Consider the following 16,937-nt stretch of genomic DNA (forward strand, 5'->3'; position numbering starts at 1 on the left):
AGCGTACGAAGGGAGCGTGCCCGGGTGACCGTGCAGCCGATCCGCCTGTTCGGCGACCCGGTGTTGCGTACTCCGGCTGAGCCGGTTGTCGACTTCGACAAGGAGCTGCGCAAGCTCGTCGAGGACCTGACCGAGACGATGCGCGACCAGAGCGGCGCCGGCCTGGCGGCCCCGCAGATCGGCGTGAGCCTGCGGGTGTTCACGTTCGACGTCGACGACGTGCTCGGGTACATGGTCAACCCGGTGCTGGAGTTCCCCGACGAAGAGGAGCAGGACGGCCCGGAGGGCTGCCTGTCCATCCCGGGGCTGTACTTCGACACCAAGCGCCGGCAGAACGTCATCGCCAAGGGCTTCAACGTCTACGGCGACCCGATGCAGATCGTGGGCACCGGCCTGATGTCGCGCTGCGTCCAGCACGAGACCGACCACCTCGACGGCGTGCTGTTCGTCGACCGGCTCGACCGCTCCGCCCGTAAGGAGGCCCTGCGGGCCATCCGCTCGGCGGACTGGTACGACCCGTCCAATCCGCCCCAGATCAAGGTGAGCCCGCACGGCTCCCGGGGTATCTTCGGCTAGCCATGCGCATCGTCTTCGCCGGTACGCCCGCCGTCGCGCTACCCGCCCTCGACGCCATCGCGGCCTCCCGCCACGACCTTGTCGCCGTGGTGACCAGGCCGGACGCGCCTGCCGGCCGGGGCCGCCAGCTCCAGCGCTCGCCCGTGGGCGCGTGGGCCGACGAGCGGGGCATCGAGGTGTTGACCCCGCAGCGCCCGCGCGAGCCGGAGTTCCTGGACCGACTGCGGGAGATCGCCCCGGACTGCGTGCCGGTGGTCGCCTACGGCGCCCTGGTCCCGCCGGTCGCGCTCGAGATCCCGCGCCACGGCTGGGTCAACCTGCACTTTTCGCTGCTGCCCGCCTGGCGCGGCGCCGCGCCGGTACAGCACGCGATCACGCACGGCGACGAGTTGACCGGCGCGAGCGTGTTCCAGTTGGAGGAGGGGCTGGACACCGGCCCGGTCTTCGGCACCCTGACCGAGCCGGTCAAGCCGTCGGACACCGCCGGTGATCTGCTCGACCGGCTCGCCCGGTCGGGCGCGGGGCTGCTGGTCAACGTCCTGGACGGGATCGAGGCCGGCGCGCTCGAGCCGGTGCCGCAGCCGCACGAGGGGGTCACGCTCGCGCCGAAGGTGACCGTCGAGGACGCGGCGGTGCGGTGGGGCGACCCGGCGTTCGCGGTCGACCGGCGCATCCGCGGCTGCACCCCCGCCCCGGGCGCCTGGACGACGTTCCGTGGCGAGCGGGTCAAGCTCGGCCCCGTCACGCCTGCGGCGGGCGGGCCGGCGCTGTCGCCGGGGGAACTGCTGGTGGAGCGGGGCCGGGTGCTCGTGGGTACGGCCACCGACCCGGTCGCGCTGGGGGAGGTGCGCGCGGCCGGCAAGAAGCCGATGGCTGCCGACTCCTGGGCGCGCGGGGTGCGCCCGGCCGCCGGTGAGCGCTTCGGGGTGGACGGCGCCGCGTGATGGGTGAGGCGGGACGCCCGGCAGGCCGACGGCCCCAGGGCGGGACGGGCCGGGACCAGCGGCGCGAGGGCTCGGCGGGCCGTGACCAGCGGCGCGAGGGCGGCGTGGGCCGCGACCAGCGGCGCGAGAGCGGCGTGGGCCGTGACCAGCGGCGCGAGGGCGGCCCGAGGCGGGACAGCCGACGGCGTCCACCCGCCGATCCGGCCCGCCGGGCCGCCTACGACGCCGTGTCGGCGGTCCACCGCGACGACGCGTACGCCAACCTGGTCCTCCCGCGGCTGCTGCGGGAGCGCGGGCTGCGCGGGCGCGACGCCGCCTTCGCCACCGAGCTGACGTACGGCACCCTGCGGCTGACCGGCACGTTGGACGCGATCATCGCGGTGGCGGCCGACCGGGACGTGGCGCGCATCGACCCGCCGGTCCGGGACGCGCTCCGGCTCGGCACGTATCAGCTGCTGCGGATGCGGGTCGCCGCGCACGCCGGCGCGAGCACGACGGTCGACCTGGTCCGGGCGCTCGCGCCGGGAGCGGTCGGGTTCGCCAACGCCGTCCTGCGCCGCGTCGGCGAGCGGGACTGGGACGGCTGGATCGAACGGCTGGCCGCCGACGCCGACCCGGTCCGCCGGCTCGCGCTCGCCCACGCCCATCCCGAGTGGATCGTGCGGGCGTTCAGCGAGTCGCTGCGCGCCGACAGCGACGAGACCGCCCGGGCCCTGGCGGCCGACAACGTCGCGCCGCCGGTGCACCTGGCGGCCCGGCCGGGGCTCGTCACCGCCGCCGAGCTGGCCGCCGACGTCGGCGGCCAGGTGGGCCGGTACTCGCCGTACGCGGTCTACCTGCCGGGCGGCGCGCCGGGCGAGATCCGCGCCGTCCGGGAGGGCCGCGCCCACGTTCAGGACGAGGGCAGCCAGCTCGTGGCCGCGGCGCTGGTGAACGCGGCCGTCGACGGGGCCGACGAGCGCTGGCTGGACCTGTGTGCCGGCCCGGGCGGCAAGTCGGGGCTGCTCGGTGCGCTCGCCGCCCAGCGGGGCGCCGCGCTGACCGCCGTCGAGGTCACCCCGCACCGGGCCGACCTCGTCGCGGCCGCCACCCGCAACCTGCCGGTGACGGTGGTGACCGCCGACGGGCGGGACGTCGGAGCCATCGCCGAGCTACCCGCGCAGGGCTTCGACCGGGTACTGGTGGACGCGCCCTGCACCGGCCTGGGGTCGCTGCGCCGCCGCCCGGAGTCACGCTGGCGCCGCCAGCCGTCGGATCTGCCGCCGCTGACCCGGCTGCAGCGCGAGCTGCTCGCCGCCGGTCTGCGCGCGGTGCGCCCGGGCGGCGTCGTCGCGTACGTGACCTGCTCGCCCCATCTGGTGGAGACCAACGTGGGGGTGACGGAGGCCTGCCGGCGGTCGGGGTACCCGGTCGAGCTGGTCGACGCGCGGCCGTTGCTGCCGGCGGGCATGCCGGAGCTCGGTGGCGGCCCGAGCGTGCAGTTGTGGCCGCACCGGCACGGCACGGACGCGATGTTCCTGGCGGTGCTGCGCCGGGGCGAGGCATAGACGAGGTGTACGCGGGTCGGACCCGGACCGGTCCGCATCCGTACACTGACCGCGTGGTTGCTTCCCCGCTCATCGTTGCTCCGAGCATTCTCGCCGCTGATTTCGCACACCTGGCCGATGAGGTGCACGCCGTCGAAGGCGCCGCCGACTGGTTGCACGTCGATGTGATGGACAACCACTTCGTGCCGAACCTGACGATCGGGCTGCCGGTGGTCGAGAGCCTGCGCAAAGCGACGACGATCCCGTTCGACTGCCACCTGATGATCGAGGCGCCGGACCGGTGGGCGGTGGGGTATGCCGAGGCCGGGTCGTACAACGTGACGTTCCACGCGGAGGCGGCCGCGGACCCGGTCGGCCTGGCCCGGGATCTGCGGGCGGCCGGGAGCAAGGCCGGGCTGGCGATCGACCGGGACACCCCGGTCGAGCCCTACCTGGAGCTCCTACCGCACTTCGACACTTTGCTGATCATGACGATCAAGGCCGGCTTCGGCGGCCAGAAGTTCATCCCGCAGCTGCTGGACAAGGTGCGCGCCGCGCGCCGGCACGTGGCCAGCGGCCAGCTGGAGCTGCGCATCGAGGTCGACGGCGGGATCGCCGACGACACCATCGCGGCGGCGGCGGAGGCCGGCGCGGACGCGTTCGTGGCGGGCACCGCCGTCTACGGGGCGGCCGATCCGGCGGAGGCGGTCCGGCGGCTGCGCGCGCGGGCGACGAGCGCGGTGGCCGGCGGCGCGACGGCATCGGGTGCGGGCACAAGTCCGACGACCATGAGGTAGACGAGGAGACTGCCGTGAGCGTCGAGGGGGTCGGGGCCGGCGTAGGTCTGACCGAGTCACGTCCGGATCTGCTGATCGTCGTCGACGACGACGTCGACATCGCGCGGTTCGTCGAGGTCAACCTCACCCTGGAGGGGTACCGGGTGCTGCTCGCCCACGACGGCGAGGAGGCGCTGGCCCTGATCGAGCGGCACCAGCCCGCGCTGGCGATCATCGACCTGATGATGCCCAAGATCGACGGTCTCGAGCTGACCCGCCGACTGCGCGCCAACCCGCTGACCGCGCCGATGCCGATCATCATGCTGACCGCCCGGGGACTGACCGTGGACAAGGTGCTCGGCCTGACCGCCGGCGCCGACGACTACCTGGTCAAGCCGTTCGACACGATGGAGCTGGTGGCCCGGGTGCAGACCACCCTGCGGCGCAACCAGGAGGCCCGGGAGATCTCTCCGCTGACCGGGCTGCCGGGCAACACCCGCATCCTCCGGGAGATCGCCGACCGGGTGAACGGCGGCACCGACTACGCCGTGTGCCACATCGACATCGACCGCTTCAAGAGCGTCAACGACGTGTACGGGTTCGCCCGCGGCGACGAGTTCATCAGCGCCCTGGCCCGCTCGCTGCACCGCGCCGTCGTGGCGGTCGGCCTGCCGCCGGCCTTCCTCGGGCACATCGGCGGCGACGACTTCATCGTGGTGTGCACCCCGGAGCAGGTGTACCCGGTGACCGAACGGGCGGTGACCGACTTCGAAGCCGCCGCCGACGCGTTGTACGACCCCGAGGACCGGGAACGCGGCTACGCCGAAGTCGTCAAGCGCAACGGTGAGATCCAGCGGGCCGCGCTGGTCACCCTGTCGATCGGGGTGGCGGTGTCGACCAACCGGCGCCACACCAGCCCCCGCGAGATCATCGAGATCGCCACCGAGATGAAGACCGTAGCCAAGGGCCACGACGGCTCGTACGTGGCGATGGACCGCCGCCGCGCGTGAGCCGCGACACGGCGGTGTGAGATCCGTCGCTCACGGCGGGTCAGGGCGCCGGTCGGTGTGCAAGACTCGCAGAGTACCCACCACGCGCTGGCGGGGCTCGGTGAAAGTCCGAACCGGCGGTGATCGGTCTCGTGTGAGACCGGCAGCCCGCGACCCGGTCACATCCGGTGACCGGTGGACCTGGTGAAATTCCGGGGCCGACGGTGAAAGTCCGGATGGGAGGCAGCGCGCGGGAGTCGGCCGTGTATTCGGCCGCCGGGTGCCGTGCGTGTTTTCCCGCCGGCCACCCGTCCCCTCCTGCTCGTGGCCGCCCGCGGCTTCGCCGGCGCCGCGCGCGAAGGAGGCTGCGGGCGTTGTTCACCGGCATCATCGAAGAGCTGGGCACCGTCGTCGGCTGGTCGGCCGACCACTCCCGCCTGATCGTCCGCGGCGAGGCCGTCGCCGCCGACGCGCGGCACGGCGACTCGATCGCCGTCAACGGCGTCTGTCTCACCGTCGTCGAGGTCGACGGCGGCGTCTTCACCGCCGACGTCATGAAGGAGACGTTCGACCGGACGTCGCTCGCGTCGCTCGTACCCGACGACCCGGTCAACCTGGAGCGCGCTGCGACCCTGGCCACCCGCCTCGGCGGCCACCTCGTCCAGGGGCACGTCGACGGGGTCGGCACGATCGTCAGCCGCCAGCCGGGTGAGCACTGGGAAGCCGTCCGGTTCACCCTCCCGCCCGCGCTCGGGCGGTACGTCGTGGAGAAGGGCTCGATCGCCGTGGACGGCGTGTCGCTCACGGTCACCGCCGTCGGCGCCGACTTCTTCTCCGTCGGCCTGATCCCGACCACCCTCAAGCTCACGACGCTCGGGCACAAGGGCGTCGGCGACCCGGTCAACCTGGAGATCGACGTGATCGCCAAGCACGTCGAGAAGCTGCTGGCCGGCCGGGACGAGGTCGCGTGATGGGTACCCTGCGCTGGCTGCTCGACGCCCAGGTGCACATCGGCGGCTCCGCCGTGCTCTGGCGCGAGATCATCGGCAACGTCTTCGGGCTGGCGTCGGCGCTGCTCGGCATGCGCCGCCTGGTGTGGGCGTGGCCGATCGGCATGCTCGGCAACGCCCTGCTGTTCACCGTCTTTCTCGGCGGGGTGTTCGTCACGCCCCAGGCCGTCGACCTGTACGGGCAGGCCGGCCGGCAGGTGTTCTTCTTCGCGGTGAGCGTGTACGGCTGGTGGCGCTGGTCGCGTAACCGCCGGACCGGGACGGCGCCCGACGCCGGCGCGGTCGTCCCGCGCTGGGCCACCAACCGCGAGCGCGCCCTGCTGCTCGGCATGCTGGTGGTCGGGATGGCGCTGGCCTATCCGGCCCTGAAAGCCCTCGGGTCGTGGGGGCCGCTTCCCGACGCGTGGATCCTGGTGGGCAGCCTGCTCGCCACGTACGGGATGGCGCGCGGCTGGGTGGAGTTCTGGCTGATCTGGATCGCCGTCGACGCCGTCGGGGTGCCGCTGCTGCTGCAGGGCCGGTTCTACCCTTCGGCCGCCATGTACGGCGTGTACGGGCTCTTCTGCGCCTGGGGCTTCGTGTCCTGGCTGCGGACGGCCCGGGTGCTGCGCCGGCGTACCGAGTCGGCGCCGAGTCACGTGGAGGTCGTGGCATGACCGGGTTCGCCGACATCGAACGGGCCATCGCGGACATCGCCGCCGGCCGGCCGGTGATCGTCGTGGACGACGAGAACCGCGAGAACGAGGGCGACCTCATCTTCGCCGCCGAGCTCGCCACTCCGGAGCTGCTGGCCTTCACCGTCCGGTACACGTCGGGCTTCATCTGCGCGCCGCTGACCGCCGACGACGCGGACCGGCTGGAGCTGCCGCCGATGTACCACACCAACCAGGACCGGCGCGGCACCGCGTACACGGTGACCGTCGACGCCCGCGAGGGCGTCACCACCGGCATCTCGGCGGCGGACCGGGCGCACACCATCCGGCTGCTCGCCGATCCGGCGACCTCGCCGGCCGATCTGGCCCGCCCCGGTCACGTCGTGCCGCTGCGGGCGCGCAAGGGCGGTGTGTTGCGCCGGCCGGGCCACACCGAGGCCGCGATCGACCTGACCGAGCTGGCCGGGCTGCGGCCCGCCGGGGTGCTGTGCGAGCTGGTCAACGACGACGGCACGATGATGCGCCTGCCGGAGCTGGAGAAGTTCGCCGCCGAGCACGGCCTCACGCTGATCTCGATCGCCGACCTGATCGCGTACCGGCGGCGTACCGGTACACAGGTCGAGCGGGTCGCCGAGGCGCGCATCCCCACCGAGTTCGGCGTCTTCCGGGCCGTCGGCTACCGCGCCGAGTTCGACGACTCCGAGCAGGTGGCGCTGGTCTTCGGTGACCTCGGCGACGGCCGGGACGTGCTCGTGCGGGTCCACTCGGAGTGCCTGACCGGCGACGTTTTCGGCTCGCTGCGCTGCGACTGCGGACCGCAGCTGAAAGCCGCGATGGCCCGGGTGGCCGCCGAGGGGCGCGGGGTGGTGCTGTACATGCGCGGCCACGAGGGCCGGGGCATCGGGCTGATGCACAAGCTGCAGGCGTACCAGCTGCAGGACGCCGGCCGCGACACGGTCGACGCGAACCTGGAGCTGGGGCTGCCGGCGGACGCGCGCGACTACGGAACGGGGGCGCAGATCCTCGTCGAGCTCGGCGTGAAGAGTATGCGGCTGTTAACTAACAATCCGGCCAAAAGGGCGGGCCTGGAAGGGTACGGTCTGGAGATCACCGGACGGGTGGCCCTGCCCGTGCGCCCGCACCCCGAGAACGTGCGGTATCTGCGCACCAAGCGGGACCGGATGGGGCACCTGCTGGAGGGCCTGGATCAGATGACGGCGGAAGGGTTGGTGTAGCAGATGGCTGGACACGGGATTCCCGACCTCGAGGTGGTGGACGGGGCCGGGCTGACCCTCGGCATCGCCGTCAGCCGCTGGCACTCCGACCTCACCGAGCAGTTGCTCGAGCGCGCGACGCAGGCGGCGAAGGCCTGCGGCGTCGAGCACGTGACGGTCGCGCGGGTCGCCGGCTCGGTGGAGCTTCCGGTGGTCGCACAGGCCCTCGCGCGCCGGCACGACGCCGTCGTCGCGCTCGGGGTGGTGATCCGTGGGGACACCGCCCACTTCGAGGTGGTCTGCCAGGCGGTGACCGAGGGGCTGACCCGGGTCGCCCTCGACGAGTCCAGGCCGGTCGCGCACGGCGTGCTCACCGTCGACACGTACGAGCAGGCCCACGACCGCGCCGGCTTCCCCGACTCGCCCGAGGACAAGGGGTGGGACGCCACCGTCGCGGCGCTCGACGCCGTGCTGACGCTCCGCCGGGTGCTCCGGTCGTAGGGTGGCGGCCCGCCGGTGGCGGTGCCAGGCTGGAACCGTCGATCGATGCGGGGGGCTGACATGGCGACCGACTTCGACCGGCCGACCGACCCCACCGAGGGGTGGCAGGCCGATCACATCCGCCGGTACGTCGACACCGACGGCCTCGACGGCCACGAGTGGCGGCCGGGCGTCTTCACGCTGCTGCTGACCACGCGGGGCCGTCGCTCGGGTCAGGCGCGGCGCAACGCGCTGATCTACGGGCGCGACGGCGACCGGTACGTCGTCGTGGCGTCCAAGGGTGGCCACCCGGAACATCCCGACTGGTACCGCAACCTCAGCGCCGACCCGAACGTACGGGTGCAGGTGCTCGGCGACCGGTTCGACGCCCGGGCCCGGACCGCCACGCCGGAGGAGCGGGCGCGGCTGTGGCCGCAGATGGCCCGGATCTTCCCGCCGTACGAGGAGTACCGGAAGAGCACCGAGCGCGAGATCCCGGTGGTGATCCTGGAGCCGACCGGGTGACCGGCGGACGGGTCCTGAGTGGGTCCCGTATCGCACCAGGTGGAACCGGTGTGATGTGAGGCGGGCAACCCTGGCAGACTCAGGGCCCGTGAAGACGTTCGACGACCTGTTCGAGGAGCTGCGGGGCAAGGCCGCGGCCCGTACGCCCGGTTCCGGCACCGTCGCCGCCCTGGAGCGCGGGGTGCATGCGATCGGCAAGAAGGTCGTGGAGGAGGCGGCCGAGGCGTGGATGGCCGCCGAGCACGAGGGGCGCGAGCGGACCGCGGAGGAGATCTCCCAGTTGCTGTACCAGGTGCAGGTGCTGATGCTCGCGACCGGGCTGGAGCTGGAGGACGTGTACCGACATCTGTGACGCCTCGCGTCGTCGTGTCCGCCGAAAGTCCCGCCAAGGAGCTTTGAACGTGCTGCGTATCGCCGTCCCCAACAAGGGCACCCTGTCCGGTCCGGCCGCTGACATGCTGCGTGAGGCGGGTTACCGCCAGCGCTCCGACAGCCGCGACCTGGTGTGCACCGACGCCGACAACGGCGTCGAGTTCTTCTACCTGCGTCCGCGTGACATCGCCACCTACGTCGGCTCCGGTGACCTGGATCTCGGCATCACCGGCCGGGACCTGCTCATCGACGCCGACGCCGACGCCGAGGAGATGCTCGACCTCGGGTTCGGCGGCGCGACGTTCCGCTTCGCCGCCCGTCCGGGCACGCTTACCGCGCCGTCCGACCTGGCCGGCCGGCGGATCGCCACCGCGTACCCCGGCGTGGTCAACCGCTACCTGACGGAGCGGGCGATCGCGGCGGAGGTCGTACGGCTGGACGGCGCCGTGGAGAACGCGATCCGGCTCGGAGTGGCCGACGTGATCGCCGACGTGGTCTCGACCGGCGCGACGCTGCGGCAGGCCGGCCTGGAGCCGGTGGGCAAGCCGCTGCTGGAGTCGTCGGCGATCCTGATCCGCCGCCGTAACGGCGGCGGAGAGTTGACGCCCCCGGTCAACCAGTTGCTGCGGCGGCTGCAGGGGGTCCTCGTCGCCCGCCGGTACGTGATGCTCGCCTACGACGTACGGGCCGACCTGCTGGAGCGGGCCTCGGCGCTGACGCCCGGCATCGAGTCGCCGACGATCTCCCCGCTGCACCGCGAGGGCTGGGTCGCGGTGCAGGCGATGGTGCTGCGCGCCGAGGTGCACCGGATCATGGACGAGCTGTACGACCTGGGCGCGCGGGCGATCCTCGTGACCGGCATCCACGCCTGCCGGTTGTAGTCGCCGGCCGGCGTGGCACACTCGATTCTCGTGAGCACGTCTCTGAACCAGTCGGTCAGCTTCCGTCCGCGTCGACTCCGCGTCGTGTGCTGGGTGTCGGCGGTCGTCGTCTTCGCCGTGTTCACGGCCGTCTCGTTCGGCCTGCACGGTCCGTTGGGCGACGGTGCTCCCGGCAGCTTCCAGCGCGGTGACCAGGCCGCGATGATCGGTATCGGGGTGCTGGCGGCGCTGGGGATCCTGCTGTTCACCCGGCCGCGGGTGGTCGCCGACGACCGGGGCATCCACGTCCGCAACGTCCTGGGCGGTTACGACCTGGAGTGGGGCATCGTGCGCGCGGTGCGGTTCTCGCGCGGCGCGCCGTGGGCGAGCATCGAGCTGGACGACGACGACGTCGTGAGCGTGCTGGCGGTGCAGGCGGCCGACAAGCAGTACGCGGTGGAGGCGGTGCGCGCGTTGCGCGCCATGCTGGAGTCGCGCCGGGCGGCGACGTCCGCGCCGGCCGAGGGCAGCTGATCGTCCGCTGTCGGTTCTGATCGCTGACGGCGTCCACGGTGCGCCGATTGGCGGGTTGCGGCGCGATCCTGATAGTCTGGTCGCGTCGACCACATCGTGCCGCTGATTCGCGTAAGCGATCAGTTACCCACGGTGTTTGAAGCGGAGCGTCCCGCTCCCACCCGAGCAGCCTACGGGCGGCCGGGTCCGGTCAGCCGCCGTCGGAATATCGACGGGCGGTAGCGCGTTGTGCGCGATGACCGGTCGAGCGGGCCCCGGCATGTGCTGGGGCCTTCTGCTTTTGGTCGGCTTGCCGGGAGATGCCCGGCGACACGAAAGATATTGACTTAGGAGGCCACATCAGCACCGAGCCACGCATCAACGAGCAGATCCGGGCACGTGAGGTCCGGCTGGTCGGCCCCGAGGGTGAGCAGGTGGGTATCGTCCCGCTGGAGCGTGCCCTTCAGCTGGCCGCGGACGTCGACCTGGATCTGGTCGAAGTAGCGCCGATGGCCCGCCCACCCGTGTGCAAGCTCATGGACTTCGGCAAGTTCAAGTATGAGAGTGCACTCAAGGCACGCGAGGCGCGGCGCAATCAGCAGCAGACCGTCATCAAGGAGATGAAGCTCCGCCCCAAGATCGACGCGCACGACTACGAGACCAAGAAGGGTCACGTCGTGCGGTTCCTCAAGGCGGGCGACAAGGTCAAGGTGACGATCATGTTCCGTGGCCGCGAGCAGAGCCGGCCCGAGCTGGGCTTCCGACTCCTGCGCAGGCTCTCCGAAGAGGTTGCGGAGCTCGGGTTTGTCGAGGCCAGTCCGAAGCAGGACGGCCGTAATATGATCATGGTCCTGGCGCCGCACCGCGCGACGAAGGTCGCCGCGTCCGACGCCAAGGTCGCCGCCTCCGAAGCGAAGGCGACCGCGTCAGCGGAGGCGAAGACCGCCGCGGCGGCCGCGAAGGCGACGCAGCGCGAGGCGACGGGTGGCGGGGCATCGGCTCCGTCCGCACAGACGGTCAACGCCGCGGCCACTGCAGACCGCGGTGCGGGCGAACAGTAGGGGAGAAGCAGTTTCAATGCCGAAGATGAAGCGCCACGCCGGCATGGCCAAGCGGGTCAAGATCACGGGCAAGGGCAAGTTCCTCCGTGAGCCGGCCGGCAAGCGCCACCTTCTGGAGGGCAAGTCCTCCAAGGTCACCCGCCGGATGACCGGCAACGTTGAGCTCGACCAGGTCGAGACCAAGCGGATCAAGAAGCTGCTGGGCCTCTAAGAGGCGCGCCACCAACTGACGAGAACCACTTTGACCGGGCCGCCCACCGGCCCGGTCCTTGATGAGGAGTACGAACCGTGGCACGCGTCAAGCGGGCTGTGAACGCCCAGAAGAAGCGCCGTACCGTCCTTGAGTCCGCCAGCGGCTACCGCGGCCAGCGCTCGCGGCTGTACCGCAAGGCCAAGGAGCAGATGCTGCACTCGATGCAGTACAGCTACCGCGACCGGCGCGACCGCAAGGGTGACTTCCGCCAACTGTGGATCACCCGGATCAACGCCGCCGCTCGCGCGAACGGCATGACCTACAACCGCCTGATCCAGGGGCTGCGCCTGGCTGGCGTCGAGGTCGACCGCAAGATCCTCGCTGACCTGGCGGTGACCGACGACAAGGCGTTCGCCGGCCTCGTCGAGGTGGCGCGCAAGGCCGTTGCCGCCGCCTGATCGAAGTACGCACATGCGACCCGGGGTCGAGCCGTTCACCACGCGCACGCCCCGGGTCGTTGCTGCGCGGCGACTGCAACGGCGCCGTGAGCGCACCGAAACCGGCCGGTTCCTCGCCGAGGGGCCCCAGGCCGTACGCGAGGCGCTCGCCGACGGCGCCGTCGTTGAGCTGTTCGCCACCGCCGCGGCCGCCGAGCGGTACGCCGAGCTGATCGCGGCCGCCGAGGCCGACGGCGCCCGCGTCTCCCCGGTCACCGACGACGCCCTGGCCGCGCTGGCCGAGACGGTGCAGCCGCAGGGCGTCGTCGCCGTCTGCTCGTTCGTCGACGTCCCGTTGGCTCAGGCGCTGGCGAAGCAGCCCCGGCTGGTCGCCGTCCTGGCCGACATCCGCGACCCCGGCAACGCCGGCACGGTGCTGCGCACGGCCGACGCGGCCGGCGCCGACGCCGTGGTGTTCGCCGGCAGCGCGGTCGACCCGTACAACGGCAAGTGCGTGCGGGCGTCGGCCGGCAGCCTGTTCCACGTCGACGTGGTCCGGGCCGACGATCCGCTCGCGGTCGTCGAGCGGATCCGGGCCGCCGGCCTGACCGTGTACGCCGCCGACGCGTACGGCGCGGCCGACCTCGACCACGTACCGCTGGCCGGGCCCACCGCCTGGCTGTTCGGCTCCGAGGCGCACGGGCTGCCCCCGCAGCTCGCCGACGCCGCCGACGCCCGGGTGCGGGTGCCGATCCACGGTCGCGCCGAGAGCCTGAACCTGGCTGCCGCCGCAGCCGTCTGCCTGTACTCTTGCGCGAGAGCGCAGCGTATGGAGGGGACATCCCGATGAGGCACCTGTTTAGCCAGCCCGCCGGTGTCGGCGGGCGACGGGGCTAAGGGCCAGCTGACCTCCACGCTCTCTTCGCGCGAACACCGGCGGGCTGCGGCGAAGCCGCGCGCCCTAGACTCTGTCCGGTCCTTTCCAGGGGAAGAGAGCCCTTGCTGTGAGCGAGCCAACCAGTAATTCCAGCGCGCCCGAGCCTTGCGAGGTGCCGGCATGACGTACCGCAACGATCCCTACGACCCGAAGCAGGTCGCGCTGCTCGACCAGTCGAGCCTCGACGCCGCGGTCGCCGACGCCCAGAAGGCCTTCGCCGACGCCGGTGACCTCGACGCGCTCGCGGCGGTCAAGCACCTGCACCTCGGCGACCGGGCGCCGGTGTCGCTGGCGCGCCGGGAGATCGGCGCGCTGCCGCCGCACGCGAAGTCCGACGCCGGCAAGCGGGTGAACGCCGCCCGGACCGCGATCACCGAAGCGTTCGAGGCGCGGCAGGACGAGCTGCGGGCCGACCACGAGCGCCGGGTCCTCCTCGAGGAGACCGTCGACGTCACCCTGCCGACGGAGCGTCGCCCGCGCGGCGCCCGGCACCCGCTGACCACCGTGATGGAGCGGATCGCCGACCTGTTCGTCGGCATGGGGTACGAGATCGCCGAAGGCCCCGAGGTCGAGCTGGACTGGTACAACTTCGACGCGCTCAACATCGCCCCCGACCACCCGGCGCGCACGATGATGGACACGTTCTGGGTCGCGGCCGCTGGAGTCGGTAACGAGGATTCCGGGCTCGTGCTGCGCACCCACACCTCGCCAGTACAGGCGCGCACGATGCTCACCCGCAAGCCGCCGATCTACATCGCCTGCCCGGGCCGGGTGTACCGCACCGACGAGCTGGACGCCACCCACACCCCGGTCTTCCACCAGGTCGAGGGCCTGGTCGTCGACAAGGGCATCACGATGGCCCACCTCAAGGGCACGATCGACCACTTCGCCAAGGCGATGCTCGGCGACGACGTGCGTACCCGGTGGCGGCCGTCGTACTTCCCGTTCACCGAGCCGTCGGCGGAGTTCGACGTGTGGTTCCCGCAGCACCGTGAGGGGCCCCGGTGGGTCGAGTGGGGCGGCTGCGGGATGGTCAACCCCCGCGTGCTGGTCGCCTGCGGCATCGACCCTGACGAGTACTCCGGGTTCGCGTTCGGCATCGGCATCGAGCGGGCGCTGCAGTTCCGCCACGGTGCGGCCGACATGCGCGACATGGTCGAAGGCGACGTGCGGTTCGCCCGCGCGTTCGGAATGGAGGTCTGAGCCGTGCGGGTACCCGTTTCCTGGCTTCGCGAGTACGTCGACCTGCCGGCCGACCTGGACGTCGACGAGCTGGAGAAGGCGTTCGTACGCGTCGGCCTGGAGGTCGAGGCGCTCCACGACCTGCGCCGCAACGTCACCGGCCCCCTCGTCGTCGGCCGGGTGCGCTCGATCGAGGAGCTGACCGGCTTCAAGAAGCCCATCCGGTACTGCCTGGTCGACGTCGGCAACGCGGAGCCGCAGGGGATCGTGTGCGGCGCCCGCAACTTCGCCGAGGGCGACCTCGTCGTGGTCTCGCTGCCCGGGGCGGTGCTGCCGGGCGGGTTCGAGATCGCCGCGCGGACCACGTACGGCCACGTCTCCAACGGCATGATCTGCTCGGCCCGTGAGCTGGGTGTCGGCGAGGACCACTCCGGCATCATCGTGCTGCCCGCCGACACGCAGGCCGCGCTGGGCGAGGACGCCCGGCCGCTCGTCGGCCTCGACGAGGTCGTCGTCGAGCTGAACGTCACCCCGGACCGCGGGTACTGCCTGTCGATGCGCGGTGTCGCCCGCGAACTGGCGCACTCGCTCGGCGTCGCCTACCGCGACCCGGCCGCCGCCGTCCTGCCGTTGGAGAATGACGGTCCGGGCTACCCGATCCGCGTGGAGGACCCGGCCGGCTGCGACCGGTTCACCGCGGTCGCGGTGCGCGGCGTCAACCCCGTCGCCCCGAGTCCGGAGTGGATGAAGCGACGACTCACGCTCGCCGGCATCCGTTCGATCTCGCTGCCGGTCGACATCACCAACTACCTGATGCTCGAGCTGGGCCAGCCGATGCACGCGTTCGACCTGGGGCGCCTGTCCGGCGAGCTGGTCGTCCGGCGGGCCCGCCCCGGCGAGCGGCTGACCACCCTGGACGGTGCCGACCGGGCCCTCGACCCGGAGGATCTGGTCATCGCCGACTCCACCGGCGTGATCTCGCTCGCGGCCGTCATGGGTGGCGCGACGACCGAGGTGTCGGTGGAGACCACCGACCTGCTGTTCGAGTCCGCGCACTGGGACCCGGTCACCGTCGCCCGTACGGCGCGGCGGCACAAGCTGCCCAGCGAGGCGAGCAAGCGCTTCGAGCGCGGCGTCGACCCGCAGCTGACCCCGGTGGCGCTCGCCCGGGCCGCGGCGCTGCTCACCGAGTACGCCGGCGGCACCGTCGACAGCGGACTGACCGATGTGTACGCGGTGACCCCGCCGGCGCCGATCGCGATCCCGGCCGACCTGCCGGCCCGCACCGCCGGCGTCGACTACCCGGGAGAACGGGTCGTCGAGCTGCTGACCGAGATCGGCGCGTCGGTCGAGTCCGACGGCGACCGGCTGCTGGTCACCCCGCCGACGTGGCGGCCCGACCTCACCGACCCGGCGGACCTCGCCGAGGAGGTGATCCGGCTCGACGGGTACGACAAGGTGCCCGTGAAGCTGCCGGTCGCACCGCCCGGTCGGGGGCTGACCGCGACGCAGCGCCGCCGCCGTACGGTCGGCCGCGCGCTGGCCGAGGCCGGGTACGTGGAGACGATCAATTACCCGTTCGTCGGGTCGGCGACCCTCGACGCGCTGGGCATCCCCGCGGACGACCCGCGACGCCGGGCGGTACGGCTGCGCAACCCGATCTCCGAGCAGGAGCCGGAGCTGCGCACCACGCTGCTGCCGCCGCTGCTCGCCACGCTGCGGCGCAACCTGGGACGCGGCCACCGCGACCTCGCGCTGTACGAGATCGGCATGGTGTTCCACCCGGCTGACGCACAGGGCACGCCGCCGCGCCTCGGCGTGGACCGGCGCCCGTCCGACGCGGAGCTGGCCCGCGTCAACGAGTTCCTGCCGGAGCAGCCGTGGCACGTGGCCGCGGTGCTGACCGGCGAGGTCGAGCCGGCCGGCTGGTGGGGCGCCGGCCGGGCCGCCGACTGGTCGGACGCCGTCGAGGCGGCGCGGCTGGTCGTGGCCAGGGCCGGGCACACGCCGGAGATCCGGGCCGCCGCCTACGCGCCGTGGCACCCCGGCCGCTGCGCCGAGATCCTGGTCGACGGCACGGTCGTCGGGCACGCCGGTGAGCTGCACCCGCAGGCCTGCGCCGCGCTCGAGCTGCCCCGGCGCACGGCGGCCATGGAGGTCAACCTCGACGCGCTGCCGCTGCCCGACGTGACGGTCGCGCCGCCGATCTCCGGCTTCCCGCCGGCCCTCATCGACGTCGCGCTCGTGGTCGATCGGGCGACGTCCGCGGCCTCCGTCGAGGCGGCGCTGGTCGAGGGCTCGGGTGAGCTGCTGGAGGGCGTCCGACTGTTCGATGTGTACACCGGCGAGCAGGTGGGTGCGGAGCGCAAGAGCCTGGCGTACAAGCTGACGTTCCGGGCGCCCGACCGGACCCTCACGGTCGAGGAGGCGGTCGCCGCCCGTGACGCGGCGGTCGCCGTGGCAGCCGAGCGACTGGGCGCCACGCTTCGCGGCGCGTAGCCTACTCATACGCGTCGATATTCGCTGATGGAGGGGAAGTGGCCGTTAGGTGGACCACTTCCTCTCCATCGATGGACGTGACCGTACTGTAGGGTAAACACGTGTATCTGTTCGCCAGCCGTGCCGCGCTTCACCGGTCGGGGAGGGCCGGTGAGTGACGGTGCCGTGGCCGACCTCGACCCCTTCCGGA

The 16,937-nt window shown here is 72.4% G+C and carries 19 protein-coding genes and 1 riboswitch; all 19 genes read left to right on the forward strand.

From position 1 onward, the window contains the following. Positions 1 to 24 precede the first annotated feature (24 nt). Complete coding sequence (gene def, locus HC031_RS24020; RefSeq protein WP_167927667.1) at positions 25 to 576, forward strand: peptide deformylase; 552 nt, start codon at positions 25 to 27, stop codon at positions 574 to 576. A gap of 2 nt (positions 577 to 578) precedes the next feature. Beyond that, positions 579 to 1,520, forward strand: a complete 942-nt coding sequence (gene fmt / locus HC031_RS24025) for a methionyl-tRNA formyltransferase (RefSeq protein ID WP_167927668.1) — start codon at positions 579 to 581, stop codon at positions 1,518 to 1,520. Continuing rightward, positions 1,520 to 3,067, forward strand: coding sequence for an RsmB/NOP family class I SAM-dependent RNA methyltransferase (locus HC031_RS24030; protein ID WP_167927669.1), 1,548 nt, complete (start codon positions 1,520 to 1,522; stop codon positions 3,065 to 3,067). The genes fmt and HC031_RS24030 overlap by 1 nt, the downstream gene beginning before the upstream one ends. A 53-nt stretch (positions 3,068 to 3,120) precedes the next feature. After that, positions 3,121 to 3,843 carry a ribulose-phosphate 3-epimerase gene (rpe, locus tag HC031_RS24035; RefSeq protein ID WP_167927670.1) on the forward strand — a complete coding sequence of 241 codons (723 nt, stop codon included), beginning with the start codon at positions 3,121 to 3,123 and terminating at the stop codon, positions 3,841 to 3,843. A 14-nt stretch (positions 3,844 to 3,857) separates the two neighbouring features. Then, entirely contained in the window at positions 3,858 to 4,832 is a 975-nt protein-coding gene (locus tag HC031_RS24040) for a response regulator (protein ID WP_338090807.1), read from the forward strand. Positions 4,833 to 4,914: 82 nt separating this feature from the next. Next, a riboswitch (FMN riboswitch) is annotated at positions 4,915 to 5,063 on the forward strand. Between the two features lie 122 nt (positions 5,064 to 5,185). After that, positions 5,186 to 5,782, forward strand: a complete 597-nt coding sequence (locus HC031_RS24045; protein WP_167927671.1) for a riboflavin synthase — start codon at positions 5,186 to 5,188, stop codon at positions 5,780 to 5,782. Next, the gene (gene pnuC, locus HC031_RS24050; protein WP_167927672.1) at positions 5,782 to 6,477 is read left to right on the forward strand and encodes a nicotinamide riboside transporter PnuC; all 696 of its coding nucleotides are present in this window, start codon (positions 5,782 to 5,784) and stop codon (positions 6,475 to 6,477) included. Before HC031_RS24045 ends, pnuC begins: the two co-directional genes overlap by 1 nt. Further along, a complete protein-coding gene (locus tag HC031_RS24055) occupies positions 6,474 to 7,709 on the forward strand; it encodes a bifunctional 3,4-dihydroxy-2-butanone-4-phosphate synthase/GTP cyclohydrolase II (protein ID WP_167927673.1) in 1,236 nt (411 codons plus the stop codon). Before pnuC ends, HC031_RS24055 begins: the two co-directional genes overlap by 4 nt. A 3-nt stretch (positions 7,710 to 7,712) precedes the next feature. After that, positions 7,713 to 8,189, forward strand: a complete 477-nt coding sequence (gene ribH, locus HC031_RS24060; protein ID WP_167927674.1) for a 6,7-dimethyl-8-ribityllumazine synthase — start codon at positions 7,713 to 7,715, stop codon at positions 8,187 to 8,189. Between the two features lie 45 nt (positions 8,190 to 8,234). Then, complete coding sequence (locus tag HC031_RS24065) at positions 8,235 to 8,693, forward strand: nitroreductase family deazaflavin-dependent oxidoreductase (RefSeq protein WP_420813671.1); 459 nt, start codon at positions 8,235 to 8,237, stop codon at positions 8,691 to 8,693. A gap of 88 nt (positions 8,694 to 8,781) precedes the next feature. Beyond that, positions 8,782 to 9,045, forward strand: coding sequence for a phosphoribosyl-ATP diphosphatase (locus HC031_RS24070; RefSeq protein WP_167927675.1), 264 nt, complete (start codon positions 8,782 to 8,784; stop codon positions 9,043 to 9,045). A gap of 49 nt (positions 9,046 to 9,094) precedes the next feature. Beyond that, on the forward strand, positions 9,095 to 9,946 hold the full coding sequence (gene hisG / locus HC031_RS24075; protein ID WP_167927676.1) for an ATP phosphoribosyltransferase: 852 nt from the start codon (positions 9,095 to 9,097) through the stop codon (positions 9,944 to 9,946). 30 nt (positions 9,947 to 9,976) lie between these two features. Continuing rightward, a complete protein-coding gene (locus HC031_RS24080; protein ID WP_338090808.1) occupies positions 9,977 to 10,459 on the forward strand; it encodes a PH domain-containing protein in 483 nt (160 codons plus the stop codon). Positions 10,460 to 10,815: 356 nt separating this feature from the next. Beyond that, positions 10,816 to 11,499 carry a translation initiation factor IF-3 gene (gene infC, locus HC031_RS24085; protein ID WP_338090809.1) on the forward strand — a complete coding sequence of 228 codons (684 nt, stop codon included), beginning with the start codon at positions 10,816 to 10,818 and terminating at the stop codon, positions 11,497 to 11,499. A 16-nt stretch (positions 11,500 to 11,515) separates the two neighbouring features. Continuing rightward, complete coding sequence (gene rpmI, locus HC031_RS24090) at positions 11,516 to 11,710, forward strand: 50S ribosomal protein L35 (RefSeq protein ID WP_167927677.1); 195 nt, start codon at positions 11,516 to 11,518, stop codon at positions 11,708 to 11,710. A gap of 77 nt (positions 11,711 to 11,787) precedes the next feature. Then, positions 11,788 to 12,150 carry a 50S ribosomal protein L20 gene (rplT, locus tag HC031_RS24095; RefSeq protein WP_167927678.1) on the forward strand — a complete coding sequence of 121 codons (363 nt, stop codon included), beginning with the start codon at positions 11,788 to 11,790 and terminating at the stop codon, positions 12,148 to 12,150. A 13-nt stretch (positions 12,151 to 12,163) separates the two neighbouring features. Beyond that, positions 12,164 to 12,979 (forward strand): TrmH family RNA methyltransferase, encoded by an 816-nt coding sequence (locus HC031_RS24100; RefSeq protein WP_167927679.1) that lies wholly within the window; start codon positions 12,164 to 12,166, stop codon positions 12,977 to 12,979. 207 nt (positions 12,980 to 13,186) lie between these two features. Further along, positions 13,187 to 14,269 (forward strand): phenylalanine--tRNA ligase subunit alpha, encoded by a 1,083-nt coding sequence (gene pheS / locus HC031_RS24105; RefSeq protein ID WP_167927680.1) that lies wholly within the window; start codon positions 13,187 to 13,189, stop codon positions 14,267 to 14,269. 3 nt (positions 14,270 to 14,272) lie between these two features. Beyond that, the gene (gene pheT / locus HC031_RS24110; RefSeq protein WP_167927681.1) at positions 14,273 to 16,747 is read left to right on the forward strand and encodes a phenylalanine--tRNA ligase subunit beta; all 2,475 of its coding nucleotides are present in this window, start codon (positions 14,273 to 14,275) and stop codon (positions 16,745 to 16,747) included. The last annotated feature ends 190 nt before the right edge of the window (positions 16,748 to 16,937 follow it).

Origin of the sequence: Planosporangium thailandense, from assembly GCF_011947195.1 — a bacterium.
GTDB classification, from domain to species: Bacteria; Actinomycetota; Actinomycetes; order Mycobacteriales; family Micromonosporaceae; genus Planosporangium; species Planosporangium thailandense.